Genomic DNA, 23,748 nt, shown 5'->3' with positions numbered 1-23,748 from the left:
CCGCCGCCTGGCGACAGCCCGTCATCGGCGGGGCTTCCGGGTGGACGGGGATCGACGGCTCGCAACGCGGTGGGCTGTCGAGGGGATCGTCGATCCTGTGCGGCGCGCGCCCGCTGTGCGCCGTGAGCGGGTCGTGCCTGCGGATCCGATCAGGCGGAGGGTTTCGGCGGTGTGAGGTTGCGGAACCGCTCGTGCGCCGACTGTCGGCTGATGCCGAGCGCGTTGCCGATCTCGGCCCAGGAGAGCCCGGCCTCCCGCGCCGCCACGACGGCACGCTCGATCAGCGGCCGTTGCCAGCGTTCCACCTCGGCGAGGATGCCGAGCGCCTGCAACGGCCAGGTGGTGGCCAGCTCGGCGACGTTGTCGCGGAGGGTGTCGGAACGGCCCAGCAGCCAACCGGGCGGTGTGGCGGCCAGGACCGGCCTGATGTGTCCGCCCCACTCGGAGGTGGCCATCCACCGGCCCTCCTCGGCGGCCGGGTAGTCGCTGGCGCCGACCCAGCCGCAACTGCACCGGGCCCGGTAGCCGACGGCCGTCGCGGGTGCTGCGGCGTCGGTACTCAGCGTCCCGTCCGGCAGTCGGAACCCGATGAGGTTCGCGTGTCCCGGCACCTCCGCCTCCGCCATCCCGCAAGCATATGCTTGTCAGGGTGTCCTGACTGATTGCGTCAGGTTATCCTGACGCGACTGCCTGAGGCTGATCGTCGTCCAGGCCCGACACTCCGAGAGGAGAAGCGCATGTCCGTGGTCAGCGGCACCGTGGCGGCGGGTTACGAGCCGGTCCGGGAGGCGTTCCTGGCGAACTTCGAGACGCGGTCCGAGATCGGCGCGGCCCTCAGCGTCTACCGGCACGGCCGGGAGGTGGCCCGTCTGTGGGGCGGGCTCGCCGATCCCGCCACCGGCCGCGCCTGGCGGGAGGAGACCCTCCAGGTGGTCTTCTCGGCCACCAAGAGCGTGCCGGCGGCCTGCGCGCACCTGCTGGCCCAGCGCGGGCAGCTCGACCTGGACGCCCCCGTCGCCGAGTACTGGCCGGAGTTCGCGGCGGCCGGCAAGGACGGCATCCCGGTCCGCTGGCTCCTGTCCCACCAGGCGGGGCTGCCGGTGCTCGACCGTTCCGTTCCACTGGCGGAGGCACTCACCTGGGAGCCGGTCGTCGCCGCGCTGGCCGCCCAGGCGCCGGCCTGGGAGCCGGGCACGGCACACGGCTACCACGGGCTCACCTACGGCTGGCTGATCGGCGAGGTGGTACGCCGGGTCTCCGGCCGAAGCCTCGGCACGTACTTCGCCGACGAGATCGCCGCACCGCTGGACCTGGACTTCTGGGTCGGCCTGCCCGCCGCCGAGGCGCACCGGGTCGCCCGGCTCGTCGAACAGCCGACCGCTCCGCACACCGCCGCCGGGGCGGCCCCGGAGGCGCTCGCGGCGTACACCGATCCGACCTCGTTGGTGGTCCGGTCGACGATGGTGACCGACCCGCCGCTCGACCTCGCCGACCCGCGTGCCTGGGCGGCCGAGATCCCCGCGGTCAACGGCATCTGCACCGCCTCGTCGCTGGCCCGCCTCTACGCGGGGCTGATCGGCGAGGTCGACGGCGTCCGGATCCTCGACGCGGCCACCCTCGACGCGGCCACCCGGGAACAGGCCGCTGGGGTCGACCGGGTGCTGCTGGTGCCGACCAGGCCGGCGCTCGGCTTCGGCCTGCCGCTGCCCGAACAGCCGTGGTGGTCGCCCACTGCCTTCGGCTTCCCCGGCCACGGCGGCTCGCTCGGCTACGCCGACCCGGCCAGCGGCATCGCCTTCGGCTACGTGACGAGCGGACTCCGCGTCACGATGGGCCCGGACCCCCGCACGACGAGCCTGGTCGAGGCGGTCCGGGCGGCGGTGTCCCGCGATCCGGCCTGACCCCTGCCGGCTCGCCCCGACCGGGGTCGCGGCCCCCTCGTGCGACCGCGACCCCGTCTTCCCGTGTCCTCGTACGTCAGCCGTTCAGCAACTCGTACGCCGACGCCGGAGCCTTCTGCGCCTGGCTGCCCGTCGGCACGGTGACCTTCGGGGCCTTGCCGAAGTCGAAGTACTTCACGACGTACTTCGTGGCCTTGTTCTTGCCGGCCGCCGGGATCTCCAGGGTGAGCGAGGTGAGGTTCCCGTCCGCCCCGACGACGGCCGTGAACGGGATCGCCTTCGCCGCCGCGCCGAGCGCGTCGACGTCCACGCTGTCCGTCATGGCCTGGCGCACGTGCTCACCGTCGGTCAGGTCCACGGTGCCGGTGTAGGTCCCGCCGCCCTGGTCCGTCACGGTGTCTTCCGCCGCCCGCAGGATCGCGCCGGTGTTGCCCGGGTCCGCGCCCTCGTAGTACGGCACGCTGGCCGGGTCGCTCAGCTTCGCGTGGTCGAGCTCCATCCACTTCTTCGGCAGCTTCAGCATGCTGCTGAGCTGGTCGGCGCCGTCGAAGCTCACCTTCATCCAGGAGCGCTGCTCGATCAGGCGGAAGGACAGCTTCATCGTGAAGTCGAGTTCCTCGTCCTTCTCGGTGACGGTGAGGTCCATGCCCTTGCCCGCCGGGTCCACCACGCCGGTGATGAAGCCGGTCGGATCGCTGCCGCTGAACCGGAAGGCCGGGTCCTCCTCGTCCGGCACCGCGGCCAGCAGCGTGCTCTTCGGGTCGGCCGACGGGGACGCCGCCGGGACCGGCGAGGCGGCCGCCGGGGCGTCCTGGGCGTCGTCGTTCCCGCACCCGGTCACCAGGGAGGTCGCGGCCAACAGGGCGGCTGCTGCCGTCGCGACCCGCCGGACCCTTCCGGCGGTGCCGGTCTGCTGCGTGATTCGCATGATTCTCTTCTCTGGCTGGACTGTTGCCGCCGCAGATCTTGGCACGCCACCCTGCCGCCGCGTGGCCCCCGAAGTGCCGCCCGGACCGGTCCGCCGTGCCCACGGAAGCGGGAACGTCCGTCGTAGCTGGTAGAAATGCCGGATGAGCCAGGATCGGACGGCGGTACGGGAGCGGGCCGAGGCGGTGCTGCGGCGGTTGGCCGGCGAGCACGCGCGGCTCCGCGAGGACCAGTGGCGGGCGATCGAGGCGCTGGTGGTCGACCGCCGTCGGGTGCTCTGCGTGCAGCGCACCGGGTGGGGCAAGTCGGCGGTCTACTTCGTGGCCACCGCCCTGCTGCGGGACCGGGAGGCGACCGGCGCAGAAGGCGTCGCCGGCCCCACCGTGATCGTCTCGCCGCTGCTGGCGCTCATGCGCAACCAGGTCGAGTCGGCGGCCCGCGCCGGCATCCGGGCCCGCACCATCAACTCCGCCAACCTCGACGAGTGGGACGAGATCACCGCCGAGATCCACGCCGGTGCGGTGGACGTGCTGCTGATCAGCCCGGAACGGCTCAACAACCCGGACTTCCGGGACACCGTGCTGCCGAAGCTGGCGGCCACCACCGGCCTGCTGGTGGTCGACGAGGCGCACTGCGTCTCCGACTGGGGGCACGACTTCCGGCCGGACTACCGCCGGCTGCGTACGTTCCTGGGCAACCTGCCCGAGCGCACTCCGGTGCTGGCCACCACTGCCACCGCCAACGCCCGGGTGACCGCCGACGTGGCGGAGCAGTTGGGCGACGCGCTCGTGTTGCGCGGCAGCCTCGACCGGGAGTCGCTGCGGCTCGGCGTGGTCGAGCTGCCGAGCCCGGCGTACCGGCTGGCGTGGCTCGCCGACCACCTGGACCGGCTGCCCGGCTCGGGCATCGTCTACACGTTGACCGTCGCCGCGGCGGGCGAGACCGCCGAGTTCCTGCGTTCCCGGGGCTACGCCGTCGCCTCCTACACCGGCCAGGCCGAGGACGCCGACCGGCGGGCCGCCGAGCAGGACCTGCTGGACAACAAGATCAAGGCGCTCGTCGCCACGAGCGCGTTGGGCATGGGCTTCGACAAGCCCGACCTCGGTTTCGTGGTGCACCTCGGCGCGCCGCCGTCCCCGATCGCGTACTACCAGCAGGTCGGCCGCGCCGGCCGGGCCGTCGCGCACGCCGAGGTGCTGCTGCTGCCCGGCACCGAGGACGCCGCGATCTGGCGCTACTTCGCCTCGCTCGCCTTCCCGCCGGAGGCGCAGGTCCGCGCCGTCCTGGCCGCCCTGCACACCGACCGCCCGCTCTCCACCCAGGCGCTCGAACCGATCGTCGACCTGCGCCGGGCCCGGCTGGAGCTGATGCTCAAGGTGCTCGACGTCGACGGCGCGGTCCGCCGGGTGCGTGGCGGCTGGCTCGCCACCGGGGAGCCCTGGGTCTACGACGAGGCCCGGTTGCGCCGCGTCGCCGAGGCGCGCACCGCCGAGCAGCAGGCCATGCGCCAGTACGCGACCACCGCCGACTGCCGGCTGCGCTACCTGCGCGAGTGCCTGGACGACACCGACGCCACGGACTGCGGTCGGTGCGACCGCTGCGCCGGCCCGCTGTTCACGGCCGACGTGTCGGACGTCGCCCTGACCGCCGGGCAGACCTTCCTCGGCCGGCCGGGCGTGGAGATCGCGCCGAAGAAGCTCTGGCCTACCGGGCTGGAGGCGGTGGGCGTACCCCTGAAGGGGCGGATCGCCCCGGCGGAGCAGGCGTTGCCGGGGCGCGCGGTGGGGCGGCTGTCCGACCTGGGGTGGGGCGGCCGGCTGCGCGACCTGGTCGGGCCGGAGGCGACCGACGTCGTCGTCCCCGACGACGTGGCCGCCGCCGTGGTCGAGGTGTTGAAGGCGTGGGCGCACGGCGACGAGCGGTGGCCGCGCCGCCCGGTCGGCGTGGTCGCGGTCGGCTCGCGCCGCCGGCCCCGGCTGGTCGGCTCGCTCGCCGAGCGGATCGCCGCCGTGGGCCGGCTGCCGCTGCTGGGCCAGGTGCCGCCGGCCGGCGGGCCCGCCGGGGGTCCGCGCGGCAACAGCGCCCAGCGGGTACGCGCCCTGCACGGGGCCTTCGCCGTGCCGGACGAGCTGGCCGACGCTCTCGCCGGGCTCGACGGGCCGGTGCTCCTCGTCGACGACCTGGTCGACTCGGGCTGGACGATGACGTTGGCCGCCCGGGAGCTGCGCCGGGCCGGTGCCCCCGACGTGCTGCCCCTCGCGCTGGCCGTGGCCGGCTGAACCGCCCGTCACCGATGCTCTCGCAGGGCGGTCGAGCTGTGCCGACGCATTACCGCAGCGGTCGGGAAAGTTCCCGGCGGCAGCGGAGTGCGACCGTCGCCACGCCGCACCACCGGCGGGCCGGGGCGGCGCCGACGGGCGGTAGCGTGGGCGGCATGACCGAGGAGCAGCCCGAACGCGAGCGGGACGGCGGCGGTGCCTGACCAGGTGTCGGCCGTGCCGGACCGGAGCACCGTCCGGCTGGCGTTGGTCGTCGGCGGGTTGGTGCTCGCCGTCCTGCTTGGCTTCGGTCTCGGTCGGCTCAACGGCGGCGGCCCGTCATCGGCGCTGGGAACGCAGAGCGCCCTCACCGGGCACAGCCACGCGCCGGGAACGGGTGCCCACGAGCACGGTGCCGACCAGGGCGCGGCGGCGCAGGCCGGCGGCCTGTCGGTCAGCTCGGCCGGCTACACCCTCGCCCCGCTGGCCGCCGCGTTCACCGCCGGCCGCCCGGGCGAGCTGCGCTTCCAGGTACGGGACGCGCAACGCCGCCCGGTGACCCGGTTCGCAGTCGTGCACGACAAGCCGATGCACCTGATCGTGGTGCGTCGCGACCTCACCGGCTACCAGCACCTGCACCCGACGATGGCGGCCGACGGCACCTGGTCGGTGCCGCTGACCCTGCCGCAGCCGGGGGTCTGGCGGGCGTACGCCGACTTCACCGCGCTCGCCGACGACGGCCGGCAGACTGCCGTGACCCTCGGGGTCGACCTGAGCGCGCCGGGCGGCTACCAGCCGAGGCCGCTGCCGGCGGCGGCGTCCTCGGCCACGGTCGACGGCTTCACCGTCAGCTGTCAGGGCACCCCGCAGACGGGCGTGACCGTGCCGCTGACCTTCCGCGTCGACTCGGCCGGCGGGCGCCCCGCGCTGGAGCGTTACCTCGGCGCGTACGGGCACCTGGTCGCCCTGCGCGAGGGGGATCTCGGCTACCTGCACGTCCATCCCGAGCCGCAACCGGTCGACGGCGCGGTGACGTTCTGGGTGACGGCGCCCGACCCGGGCCGGTACCGGCTCTACCTGGACTTCCAGGTCGCCGGCGTGGTGCGGACCGCCGAGTTCACGGTCACCGTGCCCTGACCCCGCTGGATGCCGCCCGAAGGCGGCAGACTCCTCAGCCGGCGCGGCGGATGGGGCGGCGGGCCAGGTAGCGGAGCAGGTCGCGGATGTGGTGCTTCTCCTCGGCCGGCACGGTCGGGTCGGCCAGCCGTTGCAGGATCACCCGGACGTCCGCCTCGACCGGGCCGTCGTCGACGTGGCGGCGGGGTGCGGGACCGGCGTCGGGCAGGCCGAGCGCGCGGAACGCGGCGGCGACCGGCAGGTCCAGCGCCGAGCAGAAGCCGCGCACCTTCGCCAGCTCGGGGTAGTCCTGCCAGTCCCCGGCGAGCCAACGGAACACGGTCGACCGACCGACGCCCGTGTGGGACGCCAGGTCGGTCACGGTCCAGCCGCGTTCCTCGCGGGCGTCGTCGATGGCGCGCCGCACGAAACGTGCGAAGGCCATCTGCGGCGAAACCTCCACGGAACCCATCCCTGCGGGTCTTCCCTCCCGGCCGGCACCCGGCGATGCGCTCTTGAGGGTAGTACGGAAAGGTGAAGAAGCAGTTGACCGATCGAACCGTCTCGTGAGGCGGGCCGTTCCACCGTCCAGGACGGCGCGGATCACAGCCGGGAACCGCGGTTCGGACCGACCCGTGTCACGTCCCGATCGTGCCCCCCGTCGTCGGTGACGCCGGTGCCGGTGGCGGCACGACCCCACCTGGGTGCCCGGGCCAGATCGGGGCTGCCTTGGCGATCCGTTCCTGCTGGGCGAGGGAGATCCGGCGGATCAGCACGATGAACGAGGCCCCGGCGACCACGCAGGCGACCACGGGGATCACCCGGGGGCCGAGCGCGTCCTGGTAGTAGCGGACGTACGTGGCGAACTCCGTCTCGCTGCGGGGCCACTGGGTCAACCGGCTGTAGCGCTGTTCGTCAAGGTAGGCGAGGATCCGGTCTGCGCCGTTGAACACCAGCCAGGCCGTCCACCAGAGCCCGACCAGCGCCGGTGCGCCCCGCCGCCCGAGGCTGTCGCGGGCCACGTTGGCCACCACCCGGGCCGGCATGACGATGTTGGCGAACGGGACGAGCCAGCCGGCGATGGCCCAGGCCGGGCTCAGCGTCGGCAGGGCGCCCGGGAACGCCTCCAGGTTCGTCCGTACCCGCCAGGTCCAGATGATCACCAGCACCGCGGCTGTCAGGACCGCCAGCAGGAAGACCAGGGTGAGCAGCACTTCGGCGACCGCCGCGCCCAGCAGGAGATCGCGGTCCTCACGCTCGGCGGCGGCGCGGGCGAACCGGATGCCGAACACGGGAAACAGCCCGCTCGGCAGGTAGAGCAGACTGGCCACGCCGACCGCGATCGCGGCAGCCGTGCCCAGGCCGCGGACGGGATAGGTGGGCACCCCCGGCGCGATCGCCGGCTGACCGAGTGGTGTACGGCAGCGCTGGCACTCGTTGACGGCGGGGGACGTCGCATCCCCGCAGTTCTGGCATTGCATGGTGACCGTCCTGGGAAGCGGCGGAGGTGACCGGCGCAGCCTAGACGATCATGCGGCGGACGGCGGCCCCTGCCGCCCGAGCGCTCTGGCGATCAGGGGGCCGCCGCCACATCGTCCGGCACCGGAGCGTCGGGGGCCGGCGCGGTGTGCGGCATGACCGCCGGCAGCAGCGCCTCCAGCCGTGGGGTCACCGCCCAGCGGTCGACCAGTTCCCGGTACTCCGCCCGCTGGGCGGGGGCCGGCGCGGTGCCGGTGCGTCGTGCCCGGATGAGCAGGTTGCGCGGGGTGTGCCGGGAGTCGACGAACTCCACCACCTCGGCCCGGTAGCCGTGCAGCCGGAGCAGCCCGGCCCGCAGCGCGTCGGTGAGGACGTCCGCGAAGCGCTCGCGGAGGATGCCCTGCCGGGTCAGCAGCTCGTACGGCGCCGGGGTCGGCCGGGTGCGAAGCTGGGCCGCGACGTCGTGGTGGCAGCACGGCGCGGCGAGCACCCAGCGCGCCTGCCAGCGCACCGCCCGGGCCAGCGCCTCGTCGGTGGCGGTGTCGCAGGCGTGCAGGGCCAGCACCAGGTCGGGGGCGGGTTCCACGACCGCGTCGGCGATCGTGCCGGCCACGAAGCTGACCCGGTCGGCCCAGCCCAGCCGCTCGGCCAGCTCGGTGTTGCGCCGCCGCTGGTCCTCCCGGACGTCCACGCCGACCAGCTCGACGTCGAGCCCGCGCCGGGCCAGCCACCGGTACGCGGCGAACGTCAGGTACGCGTTGCCGCAGCCCAGGTCGACCACCCGCAGCGGGCCGGTCAGGTCGTCCGGGAGGGTCGCCGCCAGCGCCCGCAGGAACGCGTCGACCTGGCGCCGCTTCGCCGCCGAGCCGCCGATCTCGGCGAAGATCGGGTCGCCGGGGTCGAGCAGGTAATCCTTCACCCGGTCGTGCCCGTCCGGCTCGACGGCCGGCCGGGTCGCGGCGGCCCGGTGCACCTGCGCCTCGCCCGACTTGGTGACCCGGAGCTGAAGCGTGGCGTCGGCCGTCTCCACGTGCCAGTTGCCGAACGGCTCGGCCAGCAGGGCGTCCACCGCCGCGTCCGCCTCCGGGCCCGGGGCCACGTTGCGGGTGTACGGGCGGGAGCCGTCGGAGGTGGAGATCTGCAACCGGGGGCCCGCCTTGAGTGCCACCGGCCGCAGTTCGGCGCGGACCACCGAGGGGCGGTGTCCACGTCGGCGTCCGGCGGCCACCGCACGGGTGAGCGCCGGGTCGAGCAGCAGCGCCCGGACCTCGGTCAGGGCGGCGTCCAGCGGTTCGGGCATTGCTCCATCTTCCTTCTCGACCGGCGCATCCCGGCACGCGGTCCGGCGGCGGTCTCCGACGCGGGTTCGCCGGTGGCTGTCGCGCACGTCCCGGCCAGTGTCCGACGCGGGCCTGCCGGTGTGCTGTCGCGCTCGTCCGGACCATCGGCCCCGACGAGGAGATCCCCCGGTACCGGGTGCACCGGTCCGGGGGATCTCGGGTGACGCTCGCCAATCAGTCGGCGGTCGCCTCGGCCGGCGTACCGGCTGCGGAGCCACCACCACGACGGCGCCGGCGGCGGCGGGGCTTGGCGGCCTCGCCCTCGGCGGCGGCGGCCGGGGCGTCGTCGGTCTCGGCGGTCACCACCGTGGTCGATTCGCCCGCGACCGTCTCGCCGGCGCGGCGACGCCGGCGGCGACGCGGGATGCGCGGGCCCTCCTCGACGGCGGCGTCGGCCGGTGCGTCGGCCTCGGGCGCGTCGGTCGCACCTGCGGCGCGGCCCGGGCGGCGGTCACCGCGACCACGGCTCTCGCCACCGCGCTCGCCGCGCCGGGAGCCCCGGCCGCCCTCGCCCCGGCGGGAGCGGCCCCCGCCGAGGTCCTCCTCGACCTCGGCCGACAGGCCGGCGCGGGTGCGCTCGGCGGTCGGCAGGGTGCCGCTGACCTCGGTGGGGATGTGCAGGTCTGTGTAGAGGTGCGGGGAGGTGTGGTAGGTCTCCGGCGGCTCCGGCATCTCCAGACCGAGGGTCTTGTCGATGATGCGCCAGCGGGGCATGTCGTCCCAGTCGACGAAGGTCACCGCGACGCCCGTCGCCCCGGCGCGACCGGTGCGGCCGATCCGGTGGGTGTAGGTGTCCTGGTCTTCCGGGCAGTCGTAGTTGATCACGTGGGTGACGCCGGTGACGTCCAGCCCGCGGGCGGCCACGTCGGTGGCGACCAGGATGTCGATCTTCCCGGCCCGGAACGCCCGCAGCGCCCGCTCGCGTGCGCCCTGCCCGAGGTCACCGTGCACGGCGGCCACCGCGAAGCCGCGGAAGTCGAGATCCTCGGCGACCCGGTCGGCGGCCCGCTTGGTCCGGGTGAAGATCATGGTCAGCCCGCGCCCCTCCGCCTGGAGGATGCGCGCCACCACCTCGACCTTGTTCATCGAGTGGGTGCGGTAGACCAACTGCTCAGTCTGCGGCGACGGCCCGGTCTCGGCGGTGTGCCCGGCGTGGATCGTCACCGGGTGGCGCAGGAAACGCCGGGAGAGGGTGACGATCGGGTCCGGCATGGTGGCCGAGAAGAGCATCGTCTGCCGGTCCTCCGGCAGCATCGCCAGGATCTTCTCGACGTCGTCGAGGAAGCCCAGGTCGAGCATCCGGTCGGCCTCGTCGAGCACCAGGGCGTGGACGCGGTCCAGCCGTAGGTGCTTCTGCTTCTGCAGGTCCATCAGCCGGCCGGGCGTGCCGACCAGGATCTCCACGCCCTTGCGCAGCGCGTCGATCTGCGGCTCGTACGCCACGCCGCCGTAGATCGGCAGTACGCGCACGCCCCGGGTCCGGCCCGCGGCGGCGAGGTCCTTGGCCACCTGGATGCCCAGCTCGCGGGTGGGTACGACCACCAGCGCCTGCGGTACGCCGTCGCTGCCCTCGCCCGGCGCGAAGACCCGCTCCAGCAGCGGTACGCCGAAGCCGAGGGTCTTGCCGGTGCCGGTGGGCGCCTGGCCGATCAGGTCGGTGCCGCGCATCGCGATGGGGAGCGCGTACTCCTGGATGGCGAAGGCGCGGGTGATGCCGGCCGCGGCCAGCGCGTCGACGGTCTCCTGACGCGCGCCCAGCTCGGCGAAGGTGGGTGCCTCCGGGCGCACCGGAGCGGTGGCGGCCAGTTCCTGGCCGTCCATGAGGTCTTGAGTCAGCTCGCTCATATGGATTTGGGGGTGCCCTCTCGTGGGTGCGCCCCGTCATGTCCTCAGGGCGCGTTCGGTGTGGCGCGGGCCACACGGTCGGCGGCAGATCGCCTTTGCCGGACCGGGCCGCACGCGCGCTGCGGGCCTCACACTTCGACCGGACCGGCTGATCGCTGGGATCAGGCTGGCCAGGTCGGCGCCCGCGGCAACTGCTCCATGCTACCTGAACCGACCCGGGGGCGTCCCGATTCCGTCCGCACGCGCCACGCCGGGGCCCGCATGCGTGAGTTGCGTCACTCCAGGTCGGTTTGCGGGCGGGCGGTAGCCTGCGGTCGTGTCCGCGACCGATCTGCCCGACCGCGCCGTCGTCGATCTGCTCGGCCTGGTGGCCCTGGGTGAGCTGCTCGCCTTCGAACGGATGGCCGTCGACGCCCGGCTCGCCCCCGATCTGCGTCGGCGCGCGGCCCTGGGCGAGATGGCCGCCGCCGAGATCGGCAACTACCGGCGGCTGGCAGACCGGCTCGCCGCGCTCGGCGTGCTGCCCGACGACGCGATGGCGCCGTACGTGGCACCGCTGCAGGCGTACCACGACTCGACGGAGCCGAGGGACTGGGCGGAGGCGGTCACGAAGGCGTACGTGGGCGACGCCATCACCGACGACTTCCTCCGGGAGATCGCCGCGGCCCTGGCCGAGCCGGACCGTCGACTCGTCCTCGACGTGCTGCACGACTCGTCGTACGCCGACTTCGCCGTCGCCGAGATCCGGGCGGCCGTCGAGGCGGACCCGAGGGTGGCCGGCCGGCTCTCGATGTGGGCGCGGCGACTGGTCGGCGAGGCCCTGTCACAGGCCGGCCGGGTGGCCACCGCCGAGCGGGGGGCGCTCACCGCGCTCGTCGTACGGAGCGGGCGGATCGACGTGCCGGGGCTGTTCCGGCGGCTGACCGCGGCACACGCCACGCGGATGGCCGCCGCCGGGCTCAACAACTGACCGCGACCGGCGGTCCGCGACGGGCGATCGTCCGTCACCCGTCGCGGCCGACCGGATCACTCAGCGGACGGTGAACCCGACCGCGCGCGGCGACGCCTCGGCGATCTCGACGTAGGCGACCTTGTTGACCGGCACGATGACCCGCCGGCCCTTCTCGTCGGTCAGGGAGAGGGTGCCCTCGTCCTTGCCGAAGGCGTCGGTCACGATCTGCTCGATCTCGGCCGGCGACTGCGCGCTCTCCAGGACCAGCTCGCGGGGCGCGTACTGCACGCCGATCTTGACCTCCACTGTGCCTCCTCATTCGGGCGAAAGAGCCGCCGATGGGAAGGCTATCCGATCTCGGGGCCGGATGTTCAGGCTGACTCGCCTTGCAGCGGGAAGCTGGCGATGCCCCGCCAGGAGAGCGCCGCGACCAGTGCCTCCGCCTCGGCCTTGGGTAGTTGCCGGCCGCGGGCCAGCCAGAACTGCGCGGCGGTCTCGGCCGCGCCGACCAGGCCGGAGGCGAGCAGTTCGGCGTGCGCCCGGCTGATTCCGGTGTCGGAGATGATGGTGTCGGTGATCGCCGCGATGCAGCCCTGCTCCACCCGCTCCACGCGCTGGCGCACCGCCGGGTCGTTGCGCAGGTCCGACTCGAAGACGAGGCGGAACGCCTCGCTCTCGTGGTCGACGAAGTCGAAGTACGCGCGCACCGACGCGCCGACGCGCTCCTTGTTGTCGTTGGTGCCGCGCATGGCGTCGTCCACCTTCGCGAGGATCGCGTCGCAGTGCGTGTCCAGCAGGGCGAGGTAGAGCTCCATCTTGCCGGGGAAGTGCTGGTAGAGCACCGGCTTGGAGACCCCCGCCCGCTCGGCGATGTCGTCCATCGCGGCCGCGTGGTAGCCCTGGGCGACGAACACCTCCTGGGCCGCGGCGAGCAACTGCTTGCGGCGCGCGGAGCGGGGCAGGCGGGTGGGCCGGCCGGCGGTCTGGGCACCGTTCCCCACAGCGGTCATGGGAACCTCCGAGTTCTTCGTACGAGCCGGCATTTCACCCGAACCGGTCAGGGCCCGGGGCCCGTCGCGGAATTGGCCCGCCGCCGTAACTTATCGCCACTGTCACCACACGGTAGCCTCAGCGGGGGCGACCAAGGAGCGCGCGGTGAGTGAAACAGGGCAACCCGGTGCCGCCACCCCGGGAGAGCACGGCGACGGGACGGGTCCGCAGGACGACCTGGCCCGTTCCGGCAGCGGGTGGGCGCCCCCGGCGGCCGGTTGGGCCCGGGGCGGGGAGATCTCCGGCACCCGTGAGCCGGCGTGGGGTCCGTCCGGGCAGACCCCCGGCTGGGCCGCCTCGTCGCCGCGACACGGCGACCTGCCGGCACCGATGCCCGGCCCGCCAGCCGGGGCCGAGCCGCCGACCCGGGTCAACGGGCACCGCGTCAACGGCCTCGACCACGCCGTCGACGACGCGCCGGTCAACCGCCAGGCCCCGGTGAGTGCCCCGCCCGGCATCCACGGCGAGCAGCGCCGCGACCCCGGCAACGACCGGCTGGTCGTGCCCGCGCAGCGCCCGGCGCCGACGGCCGAACCGCCGCCGGGTCCGCAGCGCGGGTTCGACGAAGCGGAGTCCGGTCCGGTCCGGCGTTCCTCCGACGACCCGTCGACCGGCCGCCAGGCCCACTGGGCCGAACCCGGTCCGCCGACGTCGGCGCCCCCGGGCGTCCAGGTTCCGCCCGTGGGCACCGCCGCCAGCGGCTTCGAGGTCCCGCCCGGCTTCCACGCGCCGACGGTCGACCGCGCCACCGCCGGGGAACCTCCGTCGGCCGCCGGCACGGAACGCGGTTGGAGTGACCGCTTCCCGCCGGAGTCACCGGCCCACGACCAACGCCCCCTGCCGCCGCCGACCGAGCGTCCGTCCACCGAGCACCCGGTCGACGCCGTCCCCGCCGACCGCGCGGCCGGTGGCGACCGGGTCACCGGCGTCGACCGCGCGCTGGCTGCGGATCGCCCCTTCCGTGCCGACCGGGGCCCCGAACCGGTCGCCGCGGCGACGGGCGGCGCACCGGGGGAGTACGGCGAGGGCCGCGCACCCGGCGGGCCGGGCCAGGACCGCACCCCCGGTGACCCCCGCGAAGGCCGGTCGCCGGTCAACGAGCCGGCGGCCGGTGCGGAGCACGCTCCGGGCGTCGACCGGGCACCGTCGTCCGACCCGGAACCGGGCGGCCCGCGACAGTCGGCCGCCGAGTGGCCGCCGACTACCGAGCCGGACTGGACCGGCCCGAACTGGAACCGCCCGAGCTGGGGTGCCGCGTGGGCGCCGCCCTGGTCGCGCGAGGAGCCGGAGTCGGCGGGCCGTCGCGCCCGCGAGGAGCCCGGGCCCGTCGGCCGCCGGGCCCGCGAGGAACCCGAGCCCGTCGGTCGGCGTTCCCGGGAGGAACCCGAACCGGTCGGTCGGCGTTCCCGGGAGGAACCCGAGCCCGTCGGGCGCCGGGCCCGCGAGGAACAGCAGCCGGGCTGGGCCGGTGAACCGCACCGGCCGTACGAGCCGCTGCCCGCCGAGCCTGCCCGGCCCTACGAGCCGCCCCGCGAGTCCGGCCGCCCCTACGAGGCCGCCCAGACCGCGCCGGTGTCCCGCCCGTCGTACGAGCGACCGTCCGCCCCCGCCGACCGGCCGGTCGGGCCCGGGGCCGAACCGTCCGCCCCAACCGATCGACCGGCCTGGGCGGCGGGCGGGTCCGTCCCCGCGCCGACGGGTGCGCCCCCGCTCGCGTACGCCCCGGAGGCGGCGCCGCCCCGCGCCGAGGACACCCCGGAGCGGGTGACCAGGCCGTTCCGGCTCCGGCCGGAGAGCGCGGAGCCGGCCCCCGGTTCCCCGCTCGGTCCGCAGCCCTCCGCCGCCGAGGCCGCCAGCGGCGGGTTCGGGCGGCGTGGCCGCGAGCCGTCCGCGCCCGCCCCGACGAGCGCACCCTCCTACGCGGCCCGTCGATCCGCCCCCGAGCCGGTGCCGACGGCCCCGCCGGCCGCCGCCGACCAGGCGTCGGACCCCGCGTCGGCGGTGTTGCCGCAGCGCGTCCCCGCCGAGCCGGACGTGCCCGTCGTGCCGGAGCCGCCAGCCGTGGAGCCACCCGCCGAAACCCCCGAACTCGCCCGCATCGCCACCCACCTGCGCCGCGACGACGAGCCCGCCCCGCTGCGGGAGCGCCCGGAGGGCTTCGACGTCAACGCCATCCTCGACGCCGTGCGCGGCGTGGCCGGCGTCCGCGACGCGGCGCTGCGCCGCACCCCGGCCGGCGCGCACAGCCTGCGGCTCGACCTCGCCGACGGGGCCGATCCGGCCGAGGTGAGCCGGCAGGTCGCGCGCCTGCTCCAGGACCGGATGGGGCTGGCCGCCGCGCCGCAGAACCTGCCCGGCATGCCGGCCGCGCCCGCCCCGCCGGTGCGCCGGCGGTCGGCCGAGCCGCGCGGCGCCGACCCCAGGTCACCGGGCCTGGCAGCGCGCCCCGCCGAGCCGTCCTCCGCCGGGCCGCGGGTGTCGGGCGGCAGGGTGGCCGGCAGCCCGTCGGAGACCCCGCCGGCCCGCACCGAACCGCGTCCCGAGGCGGAGCCCGAGGCCCCGCGTCGACGCCGGCAGCCCGCCGCACCGCACCGGGGCCGCGCCACCGTGGAGGAGCCGGGCTCCGTCTCGGCCGCCCCGGCCGGGGCGGCGTCCGGTGCCCCGGCGACCGCCGGCACGTCGTACTCCGGTGGGCAGGTGACGACGACGGAGACCGCGCCGTCCCGGCCGCTGGACACCGGCGGCGCGGTGGGTCCCCGGGTGGTGATCGACCACGTCCAGGTGAGCACCTTCGGGCTCGACGCCACAGTGGAGGTGCGTCTGCTCGCCGGCGGGGAGAGCGCCGCCGGCTACGCGACCGGGCCGGCCGTCGACGGTTACGTGCTGCGGCTCTGCGCGGTGGCCGCTGCGGCGGCGGTCGACGAGCTGCTGCGCGGCGGCGAGCGCGCCTCCGACGCCGGTCCCGACCGTGGGCGCTGCTTCGTCGAGCACGCCGCCGTGGTGCCCTTCGGCAACTGCGACGTGGCCACGGTGGTGGTGCTGCTGGTCTGCGACGGCTGGGTGGAGCAGCTCGTCGGCTCCGCCCTCGTCGCCGGTGACCCGCGGCAGGCGGTCGTCCGGGCCACCCTGGCCGCGGTCAACCGCCGGCTCGAGGCGCTGCTGGCCTGAGCGCCCCGGGCGCGGTCTCGGGCAGACTGGAGTCATGAAGCGCGCCACCCTTCGGCCGGACCACCTGCTTCCCGGGCACCGCGTGCCACCGCCCTGGCCGGGGCGGGAGGTACGCCTCGACGGCACGGTGACGTACGTGCGGGACACCCCGGCCAGCACGCCCGGTGCCGAGCCCGCGCTCTACGTGCACGGGCTCGGCGGCTCGTCGCAGAACTGGACCGATCTGGCGTACCTGCTCGCCGACCGTCTCGACGGGCAGGCCATCGACCTGCCCGGGTTCGGCCGCAGCGAGCCGGGTCGCCGGTACACCGTCCCGGCCTTCGCCGACCGGGTGATCCGCTGGATCGAGCACTCCGGCCGGGGGCCGGTGCACCTGTTCGGCAACTCGCTGGGCGGGGCGATCTCGGTGCAGGTGGCGGGGGTGCGGCCGGACCTGGTCCGCAGCCTGACCCTGATCTCCCCGGCGCTGCCGTTCCTGGACTTCCGGCGTTCGTTGCAGGGCCGGATGCTGCCGCTGCTGGCGATCCCCCGGGGCGAGCGCCTGGCCGCCTGGCGGCTGGCCCAGATCGCGCCCGAGGTGATGGCCCAGCAGGTGATGGAGTCGTGCGTCGCCGACCTCAGCCGGATCTGCGACCAGCGCCGGGAGGAGGCGCTGGAGGAGATCCGGGTGCGGCACGAGGTCCCGCACTACGCCGCCGCGTACGTCCGGACGTTCCGCGGGCTGGTCTCCAGCTTCCTGCGGTCGTACCTGCCGGGGTCGGGGTCGCTGTGGCGGCTCGCCGCGACGGTCGCGGCGCCCACCCTGGTCGTCGGGGGCCGGGCCGACCGGCTGGTGGACGTGCGGGTGGCCCCGCAGACGGCGCGCGTCGTGCCCGACAGTCGGCTGCTGATGCTCGACGACGTCGGCCACGTGGCCCAGCTGGAGGTGCCGCGCCTGGTGGCCCGGGCCGTGCTGGGCCTGCTCACCGAGACGGGGGACACCGCCGAGCGGTCCGACATGGCAGGCTGACCGGGATGTCCGCTGCCCGTCGCCCCACCCCTGCCCGTCGTGCCCCGGCTCCCGCCGAGGGCCGCCGTCGTACCCCGGCCGGATCACCCGCCCGGGACGGCGGCGTGGACCTGACCCGCGCTCGACACCGCCGTCCGGCGCGTCGGCGGCGGCTCGTGGAGCTGGCCGCGCTGGTGCTCGCGGTCGGCGCGGCGGTGGTGGTGATCGCCGACCGGCGCGCCGACGTCGGGGCGGAGGCGTTCACCGCCGAGGAGTTGGCCCCCGCGCCCATGCTCGCGCCGGGAGCGGCCTCGCCGCTGCCGTCGTCGCCCGCCGCGTCGCCCTCGGCCGCCGCGCCCCCGCCGGCCGTGCTCCGGCTGCCCGGGCCGGTGCCGTCGGCGGGCCGGAGCAGCTTCGACTACGACGAGCGGACGGGCCCGGTGCTGGGTGACGCGGGCACGTTGCGCCGCTACCGGGTCGCCGTGGAGTCGGGCGCCGGGGAGGACCCGGGCGAGTTCGCCGCCGCCGTCGAGCGGGCGCTCGCCGGGCCGGGGAGCTGGGTCGACGGCGGACTGCGGTTGCAGCAGGTGGGTGCCGCCTCCCGGCACGACTTCACCGTCTATCTCGCCACGCCCAGGACGGCGGGCCGGTTGTGTGCCGCCGGAGGGGTCGACATCCGGGTGGGCGGGCGGCCCTACACGTCGTGCCGGGCGCCCGACAAGGTGATCATCAACCTGGAGCGCTGGCGGCTGTCGGTGCCGCACTTCGTCAGCGCGAAGGTGCCGCTCTCGGTCTACCGGACGTACGTGGTGAACCACGAGGTCGGGCACGAGTTGGGGCACCGGCACGAGCGTTGCCCCGGCAGGGGGCGGGTGGCGCCGGTCATGATGCAGCAGACGCTCTTCCTCAACGGCTGCGTGGCCAACCCCTGGCCGTACCGCGACGGTCGCCGGTACGCGGGCCCCCGGCTCTGACCGGCGGCGGTCGTTCGACGAGTGCGGTCCGGCGAACGGGTGCGGCGCAGGAGGAACGGTCGGAGCCGCCGCGGTGGGATGAGCGGCATTCGTGTTATGCGGGCGTAATGCCCGATTCGTGTGGCACGCTCGGTTCATGACGTCGTCGTCCCCTTGCGACCCGCCTGGTCCGGCCCGCCGCCCGACCCCGTCCCGACCGTCGGCCCCGCTGCGGGACCGGCGCGTGGTGGGGCTCGGCGTACTCCTGCTGCTGGCGGCCACCGCCACCGTGACGCTGGCCCGGGCCGGCGAGCGCGCGACCGCGCCGGCCACCGCCGACGGGGGCCGCACGTCGTACGCGGCGCGGGCGGACGGGCAGCCCCGCCCCGCCACCTACCCCCGCACCGGTACGGGCGACTTCGCCACGGCGCCCGGCGAGTCCCCGGTACGGGGCACCGACGGGCCGCTCCTGCACTACCGGGTGGCCGTGGAGCAGGGCACCGGTCAGGACGTCGACTCCTTCGCCGCCACCGTCGACGAGGTGCTGGGCGATCCCCGGAGCTGGATCGCCTCGGAGGAGTTGCGGCTGCGGCGGGTGGCGCAGGCCGACGACGCGGACTTCACCGTCCACCTCGCCACCCCGGAGACCTCCGAGCGGATGTGCGCCGAGGGCGGGCTGAGCACCGGGGGCCACACCTCCTGCCGGCTCCCCGGCCAGGTGATCATCAACCTGGCGCGCTGGCTGCAGGCGGTCCCCGACTACGGGGCGCCGCTGGCGATCTACCGCGCCTACGTGGTCAACCACGAGGTGGGCCACGAGCTGGGCGAGGAGCACCAGGCCTGCCCGGGCCCCGGCGAGCCGGCGCCGGTGATGCAGCAGCAGACGTACGGGCTGGACGGCTGCGCCGCCAACGCCTGGCCGTACGTCGACGGCTCCCGCTACGACGGCGAGGTCGTCCCCGGCACCTGAGTTATTCCCCTTCCCGCAGTTCGGGCGACGTGTCGCTCCTCATGGCCGATCGAGGCCGGTGCGAGCGACAATGGCCCGGTTCGCCTTCAGCCGATCCCGGGGAGTCCACCGTGTCGTTGCCCCCGCTCGTCGAGCCCGCCGCCGAGCTGACCGTTGACGAGATCCGCCGCTACTCGCGCCACCTGATCATCCCGGACGTCGGGGTCGAGGGGCAGAAGCGGCTGAAGAACGCCCGGGTGCTCTGTGTCGGCGCCGGCGGTCTCGGCTCGCCGGCGCTGATGTACCTCGCCGCCGCCGGGGTCGGCACGCTCGGCATCATCGACTTCGACACCGTGGACGAGTCCAACCTCCAGCGCCAGATCATCCACGGCGTCTCCGACGTCGGCCGCGCCAAGGCCGAGTCGGCCGCCGCCTCGATCCGCGAGATCAACCCGCTGGTGCACGTGGAGATCCACAACACGGCGCTGGACCGGGAGAACGTGCGGGACATCTTCTCCCGCTACGACCTGATCGTCGACGGCACCGACAACTTCGCCACCCGCTACATGGTCAACGACGCGGCGGTGCTGCTCGGCAAGCCGTACGTCTGGGGGTCGATCTACCGCTTCGACGGCCAGGCGTCGGTGTTCTGGGCCGAGCACGGCCCCTGCTACCGCTGCCTCTACCCGGAGCCCCCGCCGCCCGGCATGGTTCCCTCCTGCGCCGAGGGCGGCGTGCTCGGCGTGCTCTGTGCGTCGATCGGCTCCATCCAGGTCAACGAGGCGATCAAACTGCTCGCCGGCATCGGGGAGCCGCTGGTCGGCCGGCTGATGGTCTACGACGCCCTGGAGATGAGCTACCGCAAGATCAAGGTCCGCAAGGACCCGAACTGCGCGCTCTGCGGCGAGAACCCCACGGTCACCGACCTGCTGGAGGACTACGAGGACTTCTGCGGCGCGGTGTCGGAGGAGGCCCAGGAGGCGGTGGTCGACGCGACCATCACCGCGCTGGAGCTCAAGGAGTGGCAGGACGCGGGCAAGGACATCTTCCTCGTCGACGTCCGCGAGCCCGCCGAGTACGAGATCGTCCGGATCCCCGGCGCGACCCTGATCCCCAAGGGCGAGATCATCTCGGGCGAGGCGCTGGCCAAGCTGCCGCAGGACCGGCAGATCGTGCTGCACTGCAAGTCCGGGGTCCGTTCGGCGGAGGCGCTCGCCGCGCTCAAGGCGGCCGGTTTCCGCGACGCCGTGCACGTGCAGGGCGGCGTGCTCTCCTGGATCAAGCAGATCGATCCGTCGCTGCCGGCGTACTGACCGGCACCGGCCGAGGTCGCGGCAGGCCGTCCCCGGCCCCTCGCGACCTCGGCCGATTCGCCGAGGCGCGATCACGTTCCCGCAGGTAGCGTTGCCGTCGTGGTCGACATCGATGCCGCGGTCGGGTTCGTCGTGGCGCACGGGGACGCGGTGGACCGCGCCCGGCTGTCCCGGCTGCGCACCAACGCGCCGCCCCCTGCCGAACTGCTCGACGCGGCGGAGGTCGGTCAGGCGTCCGACGGCGGCTGGCCGGCGACGCTGGACGGGGCGGTCTCCTCCGTGGACGCCACCTGCTTCCGCCTGTCCGAGCTGGACGATCTCGGCGCGCTCGGCCGTCCGGCCGCCCGCCGGGCGCTGGACTGGCTGGCCGCGCGGCAGTTGCCCGACGGTGGCTGGGAGGAGGACCCGGCGCTGGCCGACGTCGCCCCCGAGTGGGCCCGGCCGGGCGACCCCGAGGCGGCGTTCCACCTGACCGCGAACGCCGGGTTCTGGCTGACCGTAGCCGGCCTGGACGCGCGGCCGTCCGGCCCGCTCGACCACCGGGTCGGCGGCGCGTACGCGGGCGTCGTGCACGCCGCCGCGCAGTCGCTCGTCGCCCGGCTGCGCCCGGACGGTGGCTGGCCGTCCTTCCTGCCCGCCGGCTGGCTCAGCGCGGCGGTCCTGCACCGGCAGCAGATGTTCCACGAGGCGGCGCGGATCCAGGTGATCCTCGCCGAGCGGGTGCCGGCGCTGTCCCCGGGCGACGTGGCCTGGCTGGCCGCGACGCTGCGCCGCGTCGGCATCGACGCAGACGAGTGGCTGCTGGCGCGGGCGCGGCGGCGGCTGGCCGAGACCCAGCGCACCGACGGCGGCTGGGAGAGCGACGACGGGCACCAGTTCGACGTGCACACCACGCTCAGCGCGCTCCGGGCCTGCCTCTGACCGCGGCCTGCGCCCGCGGCTGACCGCGACCTGCTGACCGCCTCCTGTCTCCCGCGACCCGGGTGAGCGCGACGCTTCTGGTTCGGGCACGCAGCGGCGGTGCTCAGCGGCGCAGGTGGCCGTCTCCGGTCACCACGTACTTGGTGGAGGTCAGCTCGGGCAGGCCCATCGGCCCGCGCGCGTGCAGCTTCTGGGTGGAGATGCCGATCTCGGCGCCGAAACCGAACTCGCCGCCGTCGGTGAACCGGGTCGAGGCGTTGACCATGACGGCCGCGGCGTCCACCCGGGCCACGAACTCCCGGGCGGCGGTGGTCGAGTCGGTGACGATCGCCTCCGTGTGCCCGGTGCCGTACCGCCGGATGTGGGCGACCGCCGCGTCGAGCGAGTCGACGACGGCGACCGCGATGTCCGCGGAGAGGTACTCCGTGGCGAAGTCGGCGTCGGTGGCGGGTCGCACCGCGGTGGAGTGGGTGGCGACCCGGTCGTCGCCGTGCACCGTGACGCCGGCCTCGGCGAACGCGGCCAGCACCGGCGGCAGGAAGGCGTCGGCGACCGCCGCGTGCACGAGCAGCGACTCGGCGGTGTTGCAGGTGGAAAGCCGCTGGGTCTTCGCGTTCAGCGCGATCGCGACGGCCTTGGCCAGGTCGGCGGCGGCGTCGACGTAGACGTGGCAGTTGCCCACGCCGGTCTCGATGACCGGCACGGTGGACTCCTCGACCACCGTGCGGATCAGGGACGCGCCGCCGCGCGGGATCAGCACGTCGACCAGGCCACGGGCGCGCATCAGTTCCTTGACCGAGTCGCGGCTGGTGGCGTCGAGCAGCTGCACCGCGTCCGCCGGCAGGCCGGCGTCGCCCACCGCGTCCCGCAGCACGGCGACCAGGGCGGCGTTGGAGTGGGCCGCCGACGAGGAGCCGCGCAGCAGCGCCGCGTTGCCGGACTTCAGGCAGATGCCGGCGGCGTCGACCGTCACGTTCGGCCGGGCCTCGTAGATGATGCCCACCACGCCGAACGGCACCCGGATCTGGCGCAGCTCCAGCCCGTTGGGCAGGGTCGAGCCCCGGACCACCTCGCCCACCGGGTCCGGCAGCGCGGCCATCTGCCGCAGCGCGTCGGCGATGCCGGCCACCCGCCCCGCGTCGAGGGCGAGCCGGTCCAGCACGGCCGCGCTCAGCCCGGCCTCGCGCCCGGCCGCCAGGTCCGCGCAGTTGGCGGCCAGAATCTCCGGCGTACGCGCCACCAGCGCGTCGGCCATCGCCACCAGCGCGGCGTCCTTCGCCGTACGGGTGGCGACGGCCAGCGCCTCCGCCGCCGTACGCGCCTGCCGGGCCTGCTCGCTCACGCTCATCGCCGCACTCACTCCTCAGTGGTTAGGAAGGGCCCCTTGCTATACAGAATCCGTTAACAAGGTGCCCTTCCTTACAGCAGTACGAGGTCGTCGCGGTGGACGACCTCCCGTTCGTACGCCGGGCCGAGCGCCGCGGCGAGTTCCGTGGTGGACCGGCCGAGCAGCCCCGGCAGCTCGACCGCGTCGTAGTTGACCAGTCCCCGGGCGACCGGCGTGCCCCCGGCGTCCACCAGGTCGACCGGGTCGCCGGCGGTGAACGCCCCGTCCACGGCCGTGATGCCGGCGGGCAGCAGCGACTTGCGCCGGCCCACCACCGCCGCGACCGCGCCCGCGTCGAGGTGCAGCCGCCCCCGGGGCGAGGTGGCGTGGGCCAGCCAGAAGAGCCGGGCCGTCGGGCGCCGGCGGCTCGGGTGGAACAGGGTGCCGACGGGCTCGCCGGCCAGCGCCGGGGCGGCCAGCGGCGCGGCGGTCAGCACCACCGGGATGCCGAATCCGGTGGCGATCCGGGCCGCCTCCACCTTCGTCACCATGCCGCCGGTGCCCACGCCGGCCCGGCCGGTGCCGCCGATGGCGACCCCGGTCAGGTCCCGCTCGTCGTGCACCTCGCTGATCCGGCTGGAGCCCGGGCGGGCGGGGTCGCCGGTCCAGAGGGCGTCCACGTCGGAGAGGAGCACCAGCAGGTCGGCGTGGACCAGGGCCGCGACGAGAGCCGCCAGGCGGTCGTTGTCGCCGAACCGGATTTCCTCGGTGGCGACCGTGTCGTTCTCGTTGACGATCGGCACCGCCCGCAGGTCGAGCAGTTTGCGCAGGGTGCGGTACGCGTTGCGGTAGTGCGCCCGCCGGGTCACGTCGTCGACGGTGAGCAGGACCTGCCCGACGGTGCGCCCGTGCCGGGCGAAGGCGGCGGCGTACCGGCCGATCAGCAGGCCCTGCCCGACGCTGGCGGCGGCCTGCTGGGTGGCCAGGTCGCGCGGACGCCGGGACAGCCCCAGCGGCGCGAGGCCGGCGGCGATCGCGCCGGAGCTGACCAGGACGACCTCCCGGCCCTCGGCGGCGAGCGTGCCCAGGGTGCCGACGAGCGCGTCGACCCGCCCGTCGTCCAGCCCGCCGGCGGCGGTGGTCAACGAGGAGGATCCGATCTTGACGACGACCCGCCGGGCCGCCGTGACTACGTCGCGCACCCGCCCATTCTGCGGGGTCGGCCCCGGCGTGCCCCGGCGCGTTCTCATATCGTGGCCGG

The 23,748-nt window shown here is 75.1% G+C and carries 20 protein-coding genes; 10 read left to right on the top strand and 10 right to left on the bottom strand.

What is annotated here, in order from left to right; genetic code table 11:
* Positions 1–149: 149 nt before the first annotated feature.
* On the bottom strand, positions 150–626 hold the full coding sequence (locus KBX06_RS03095) for a hypothetical protein (protein WP_210832597.1): 477 nt from the start codon (positions 624–626) through the stop codon (positions 150–152).
* A gap of 111 nt (positions 627–737) precedes the next feature.
* Here KBX06_RS03095 and KBX06_RS03090 point away from each other — a divergent pair, with 111 nt between their 5' ends.
* Positions 738–1,901, top strand: a complete 1,164-nt coding sequence (locus tag KBX06_RS03090; protein WP_210832596.1) for a serine hydrolase domain-containing protein — start codon at positions 738–740, stop codon at positions 1,899–1,901.
* Positions 1,902–1,977: 76 nt separating this feature from the next.
* On the opposite strand, the gene KBX06_RS03085 is transcribed toward KBX06_RS03090, so the two are convergent.
* Positions 1,978–2,823: a hypothetical protein gene (locus tag KBX06_RS03085; protein WP_210832944.1), complete on the bottom strand. Its 846-nt coding sequence runs from the start codon at positions 2,821–2,823 to the stop codon at positions 1,978–1,980.
* A gap of 148 nt (positions 2,824–2,971) precedes the next feature.
* On the opposite strand from KBX06_RS03085, the gene KBX06_RS03080 reads away from it, so the two are divergent.
* Positions 2,972–5,107 carry a RecQ family ATP-dependent DNA helicase gene (locus tag KBX06_RS03080; RefSeq protein WP_210832595.1) on the top strand — a complete coding sequence of 712 codons (2,136 nt, stop codon included), beginning with the start codon at positions 2,972–2,974 and terminating at the stop codon, positions 5,105–5,107.
* Between the two features lie 216 nt (positions 5,108–5,323).
* The gene (locus KBX06_RS03075) at positions 5,324–6,223 is read left to right on the top strand and encodes a hypothetical protein (protein WP_307854403.1); all 900 of its coding nucleotides are present in this window, start codon (positions 5,324–5,326) and stop codon (positions 6,221–6,223) included.
* A gap of 34 nt (positions 6,224–6,257) precedes the next feature.
* On the opposite strand, the gene KBX06_RS03070 is transcribed toward KBX06_RS03075, so the two are convergent.
* The 4 genes from KBX06_RS03070 to KBX06_RS03055 all read right to left on the bottom strand — a co-directional run bounded on the left by KBX06_RS03070 (position 6,258) and on the right by KBX06_RS03055 (position 10,866).
* Positions 6,258–6,674 (bottom strand): helix-turn-helix domain-containing protein, encoded by a 417-nt coding sequence (locus tag KBX06_RS03070; RefSeq protein WP_210832593.1) that lies wholly within the window; start codon positions 6,672–6,674, stop codon positions 6,258–6,260.
* A 166-nt stretch (positions 6,675–6,840) separates the two neighbouring features.
* Positions 6,841–7,683 carry a DUF4328 domain-containing protein gene (locus KBX06_RS03065; protein WP_210832592.1) on the bottom strand — a complete coding sequence of 281 codons (843 nt, stop codon included), beginning with the start codon at positions 7,681–7,683 and terminating at the stop codon, positions 6,841–6,843.
* 92 nt (positions 7,684–7,775) lie between these two features.
* The gene (locus KBX06_RS03060) at positions 7,776–8,981 is read right to left on the bottom strand and encodes an SAM-dependent methyltransferase (RefSeq protein ID WP_210832591.1); all 1,206 of its coding nucleotides are present in this window, start codon (positions 8,979–8,981) and stop codon (positions 7,776–7,778) included.
* A 214-nt stretch (positions 8,982–9,195) separates the two neighbouring features.
* Positions 9,196–10,866: a DEAD/DEAH box helicase gene (locus KBX06_RS03055; RefSeq protein WP_210832590.1), complete on the bottom strand. Its 1,671-nt coding sequence runs from the start codon at positions 10,864–10,866 to the stop codon at positions 9,196–9,198.
* A 316-nt stretch (positions 10,867–11,182) separates the two neighbouring features.
* Between KBX06_RS03055 and KBX06_RS03050 the strand changes: the two genes are divergently transcribed.
* Positions 11,183–11,836, top strand: coding sequence for a ferritin-like fold-containing protein (locus KBX06_RS03050; protein ID WP_210832589.1), 654 nt, complete (start codon positions 11,183–11,185; stop codon positions 11,834–11,836).
* 60 nt (positions 11,837–11,896) lie between these two features.
* Here KBX06_RS03050 and KBX06_RS03045 read toward each other — a convergent pair whose 3' ends face one another.
* The gene (locus KBX06_RS03045; RefSeq protein WP_088960194.1) at positions 11,897–12,124 is read right to left on the bottom strand and encodes a DUF3107 domain-containing protein; all 228 of its coding nucleotides are present in this window, start codon (positions 12,122–12,124) and stop codon (positions 11,897–11,899) included.
* A gap of 65 nt (positions 12,125–12,189) precedes the next feature.
* A complete protein-coding gene (locus tag KBX06_RS03040) occupies positions 12,190–12,828 on the bottom strand; it encodes a TetR/AcrR family transcriptional regulator (protein WP_088998297.1) in 639 nt (212 codons plus the stop codon).
* 145 nt (positions 12,829–12,973) lie between these two features.
* On the opposite strand from KBX06_RS03040, the gene KBX06_RS03035 reads away from it, so the two are divergent.
* The 6 genes from KBX06_RS03035 (at position 12,974) to KBX06_RS03010 (ending at position 21,160) form a co-directional block, all read left to right on the top strand.
* Positions 12,974–16,036, top strand: coding sequence for a hypothetical protein (locus KBX06_RS03035; RefSeq protein WP_210832588.1), 3,063 nt, complete (start codon positions 12,974–12,976; stop codon positions 16,034–16,036).
* A 34-nt stretch (positions 16,037–16,070) separates the two neighbouring features.
* Entirely contained in the window at positions 16,071–17,045 is a 975-nt protein-coding gene (locus KBX06_RS03030; protein ID WP_210832587.1) for an alpha/beta fold hydrolase, read from the top strand.
* Positions 17,046–17,155: 110 nt separating this feature from the next.
* Positions 17,156–17,998, top strand: a complete 843-nt coding sequence (locus tag KBX06_RS03025) for a DUF3152 domain-containing protein (protein ID WP_247685160.1) — start codon at positions 17,156–17,158, stop codon at positions 17,996–17,998.
* A 136-nt stretch (positions 17,999–18,134) separates the two neighbouring features.
* A complete protein-coding gene (locus KBX06_RS03020) occupies positions 18,135–18,947 on the top strand; it encodes a DUF3152 domain-containing protein (protein WP_210832585.1) in 813 nt (270 codons plus the stop codon).
* A 110-nt stretch (positions 18,948–19,057) separates the two neighbouring features.
* A complete protein-coding gene (moeZ, locus tag KBX06_RS03015; RefSeq protein WP_210832584.1) occupies positions 19,058–20,239 on the top strand; it encodes an adenylyltransferase/sulfurtransferase MoeZ in 1,182 nt (393 codons plus the stop codon).
* Between the two features lie 99 nt (positions 20,240–20,338).
* Positions 20,339–21,160, top strand: coding sequence for a prenyltransferase/squalene oxidase repeat-containing protein (locus KBX06_RS03010; RefSeq protein WP_210832583.1), 822 nt, complete (start codon positions 20,339–20,341; stop codon positions 21,158–21,160).
* Between the two features lie 103 nt (positions 21,161–21,263).
* Here the strand turns inward: KBX06_RS03010 and KBX06_RS03005 are convergent, their stop codons facing one another.
* Together KBX06_RS03005 and proB are read right to left on the bottom strand one after the other, a co-directional pair.
* The gene (locus KBX06_RS03005; protein ID WP_210832582.1) at positions 21,264–22,508 is read right to left on the bottom strand and encodes a glutamate-5-semialdehyde dehydrogenase; all 1,245 of its coding nucleotides are present in this window, start codon (positions 22,506–22,508) and stop codon (positions 21,264–21,266) included.
* Between the two features lie 71 nt (positions 22,509–22,579).
* On the bottom strand, positions 22,580–23,737 hold the full coding sequence (proB, locus tag KBX06_RS03000) for a glutamate 5-kinase (RefSeq protein WP_210832581.1): 1,158 nt from the start codon (positions 23,735–23,737) through the stop codon (positions 22,580–22,582).
* Positions 23,738–23,748: the final 11 nt, after the last annotated feature.

The sequence above is a fragment of the Micromonospora sp. C31 genome, from assembly GCF_018070575.1.
GTDB lineage: Bacteria > Actinomycetota > Actinomycetes > Mycobacteriales > Micromonosporaceae > Micromonospora.
This window is presented reverse-complemented; position numbering and strand designations above follow the sequence as displayed.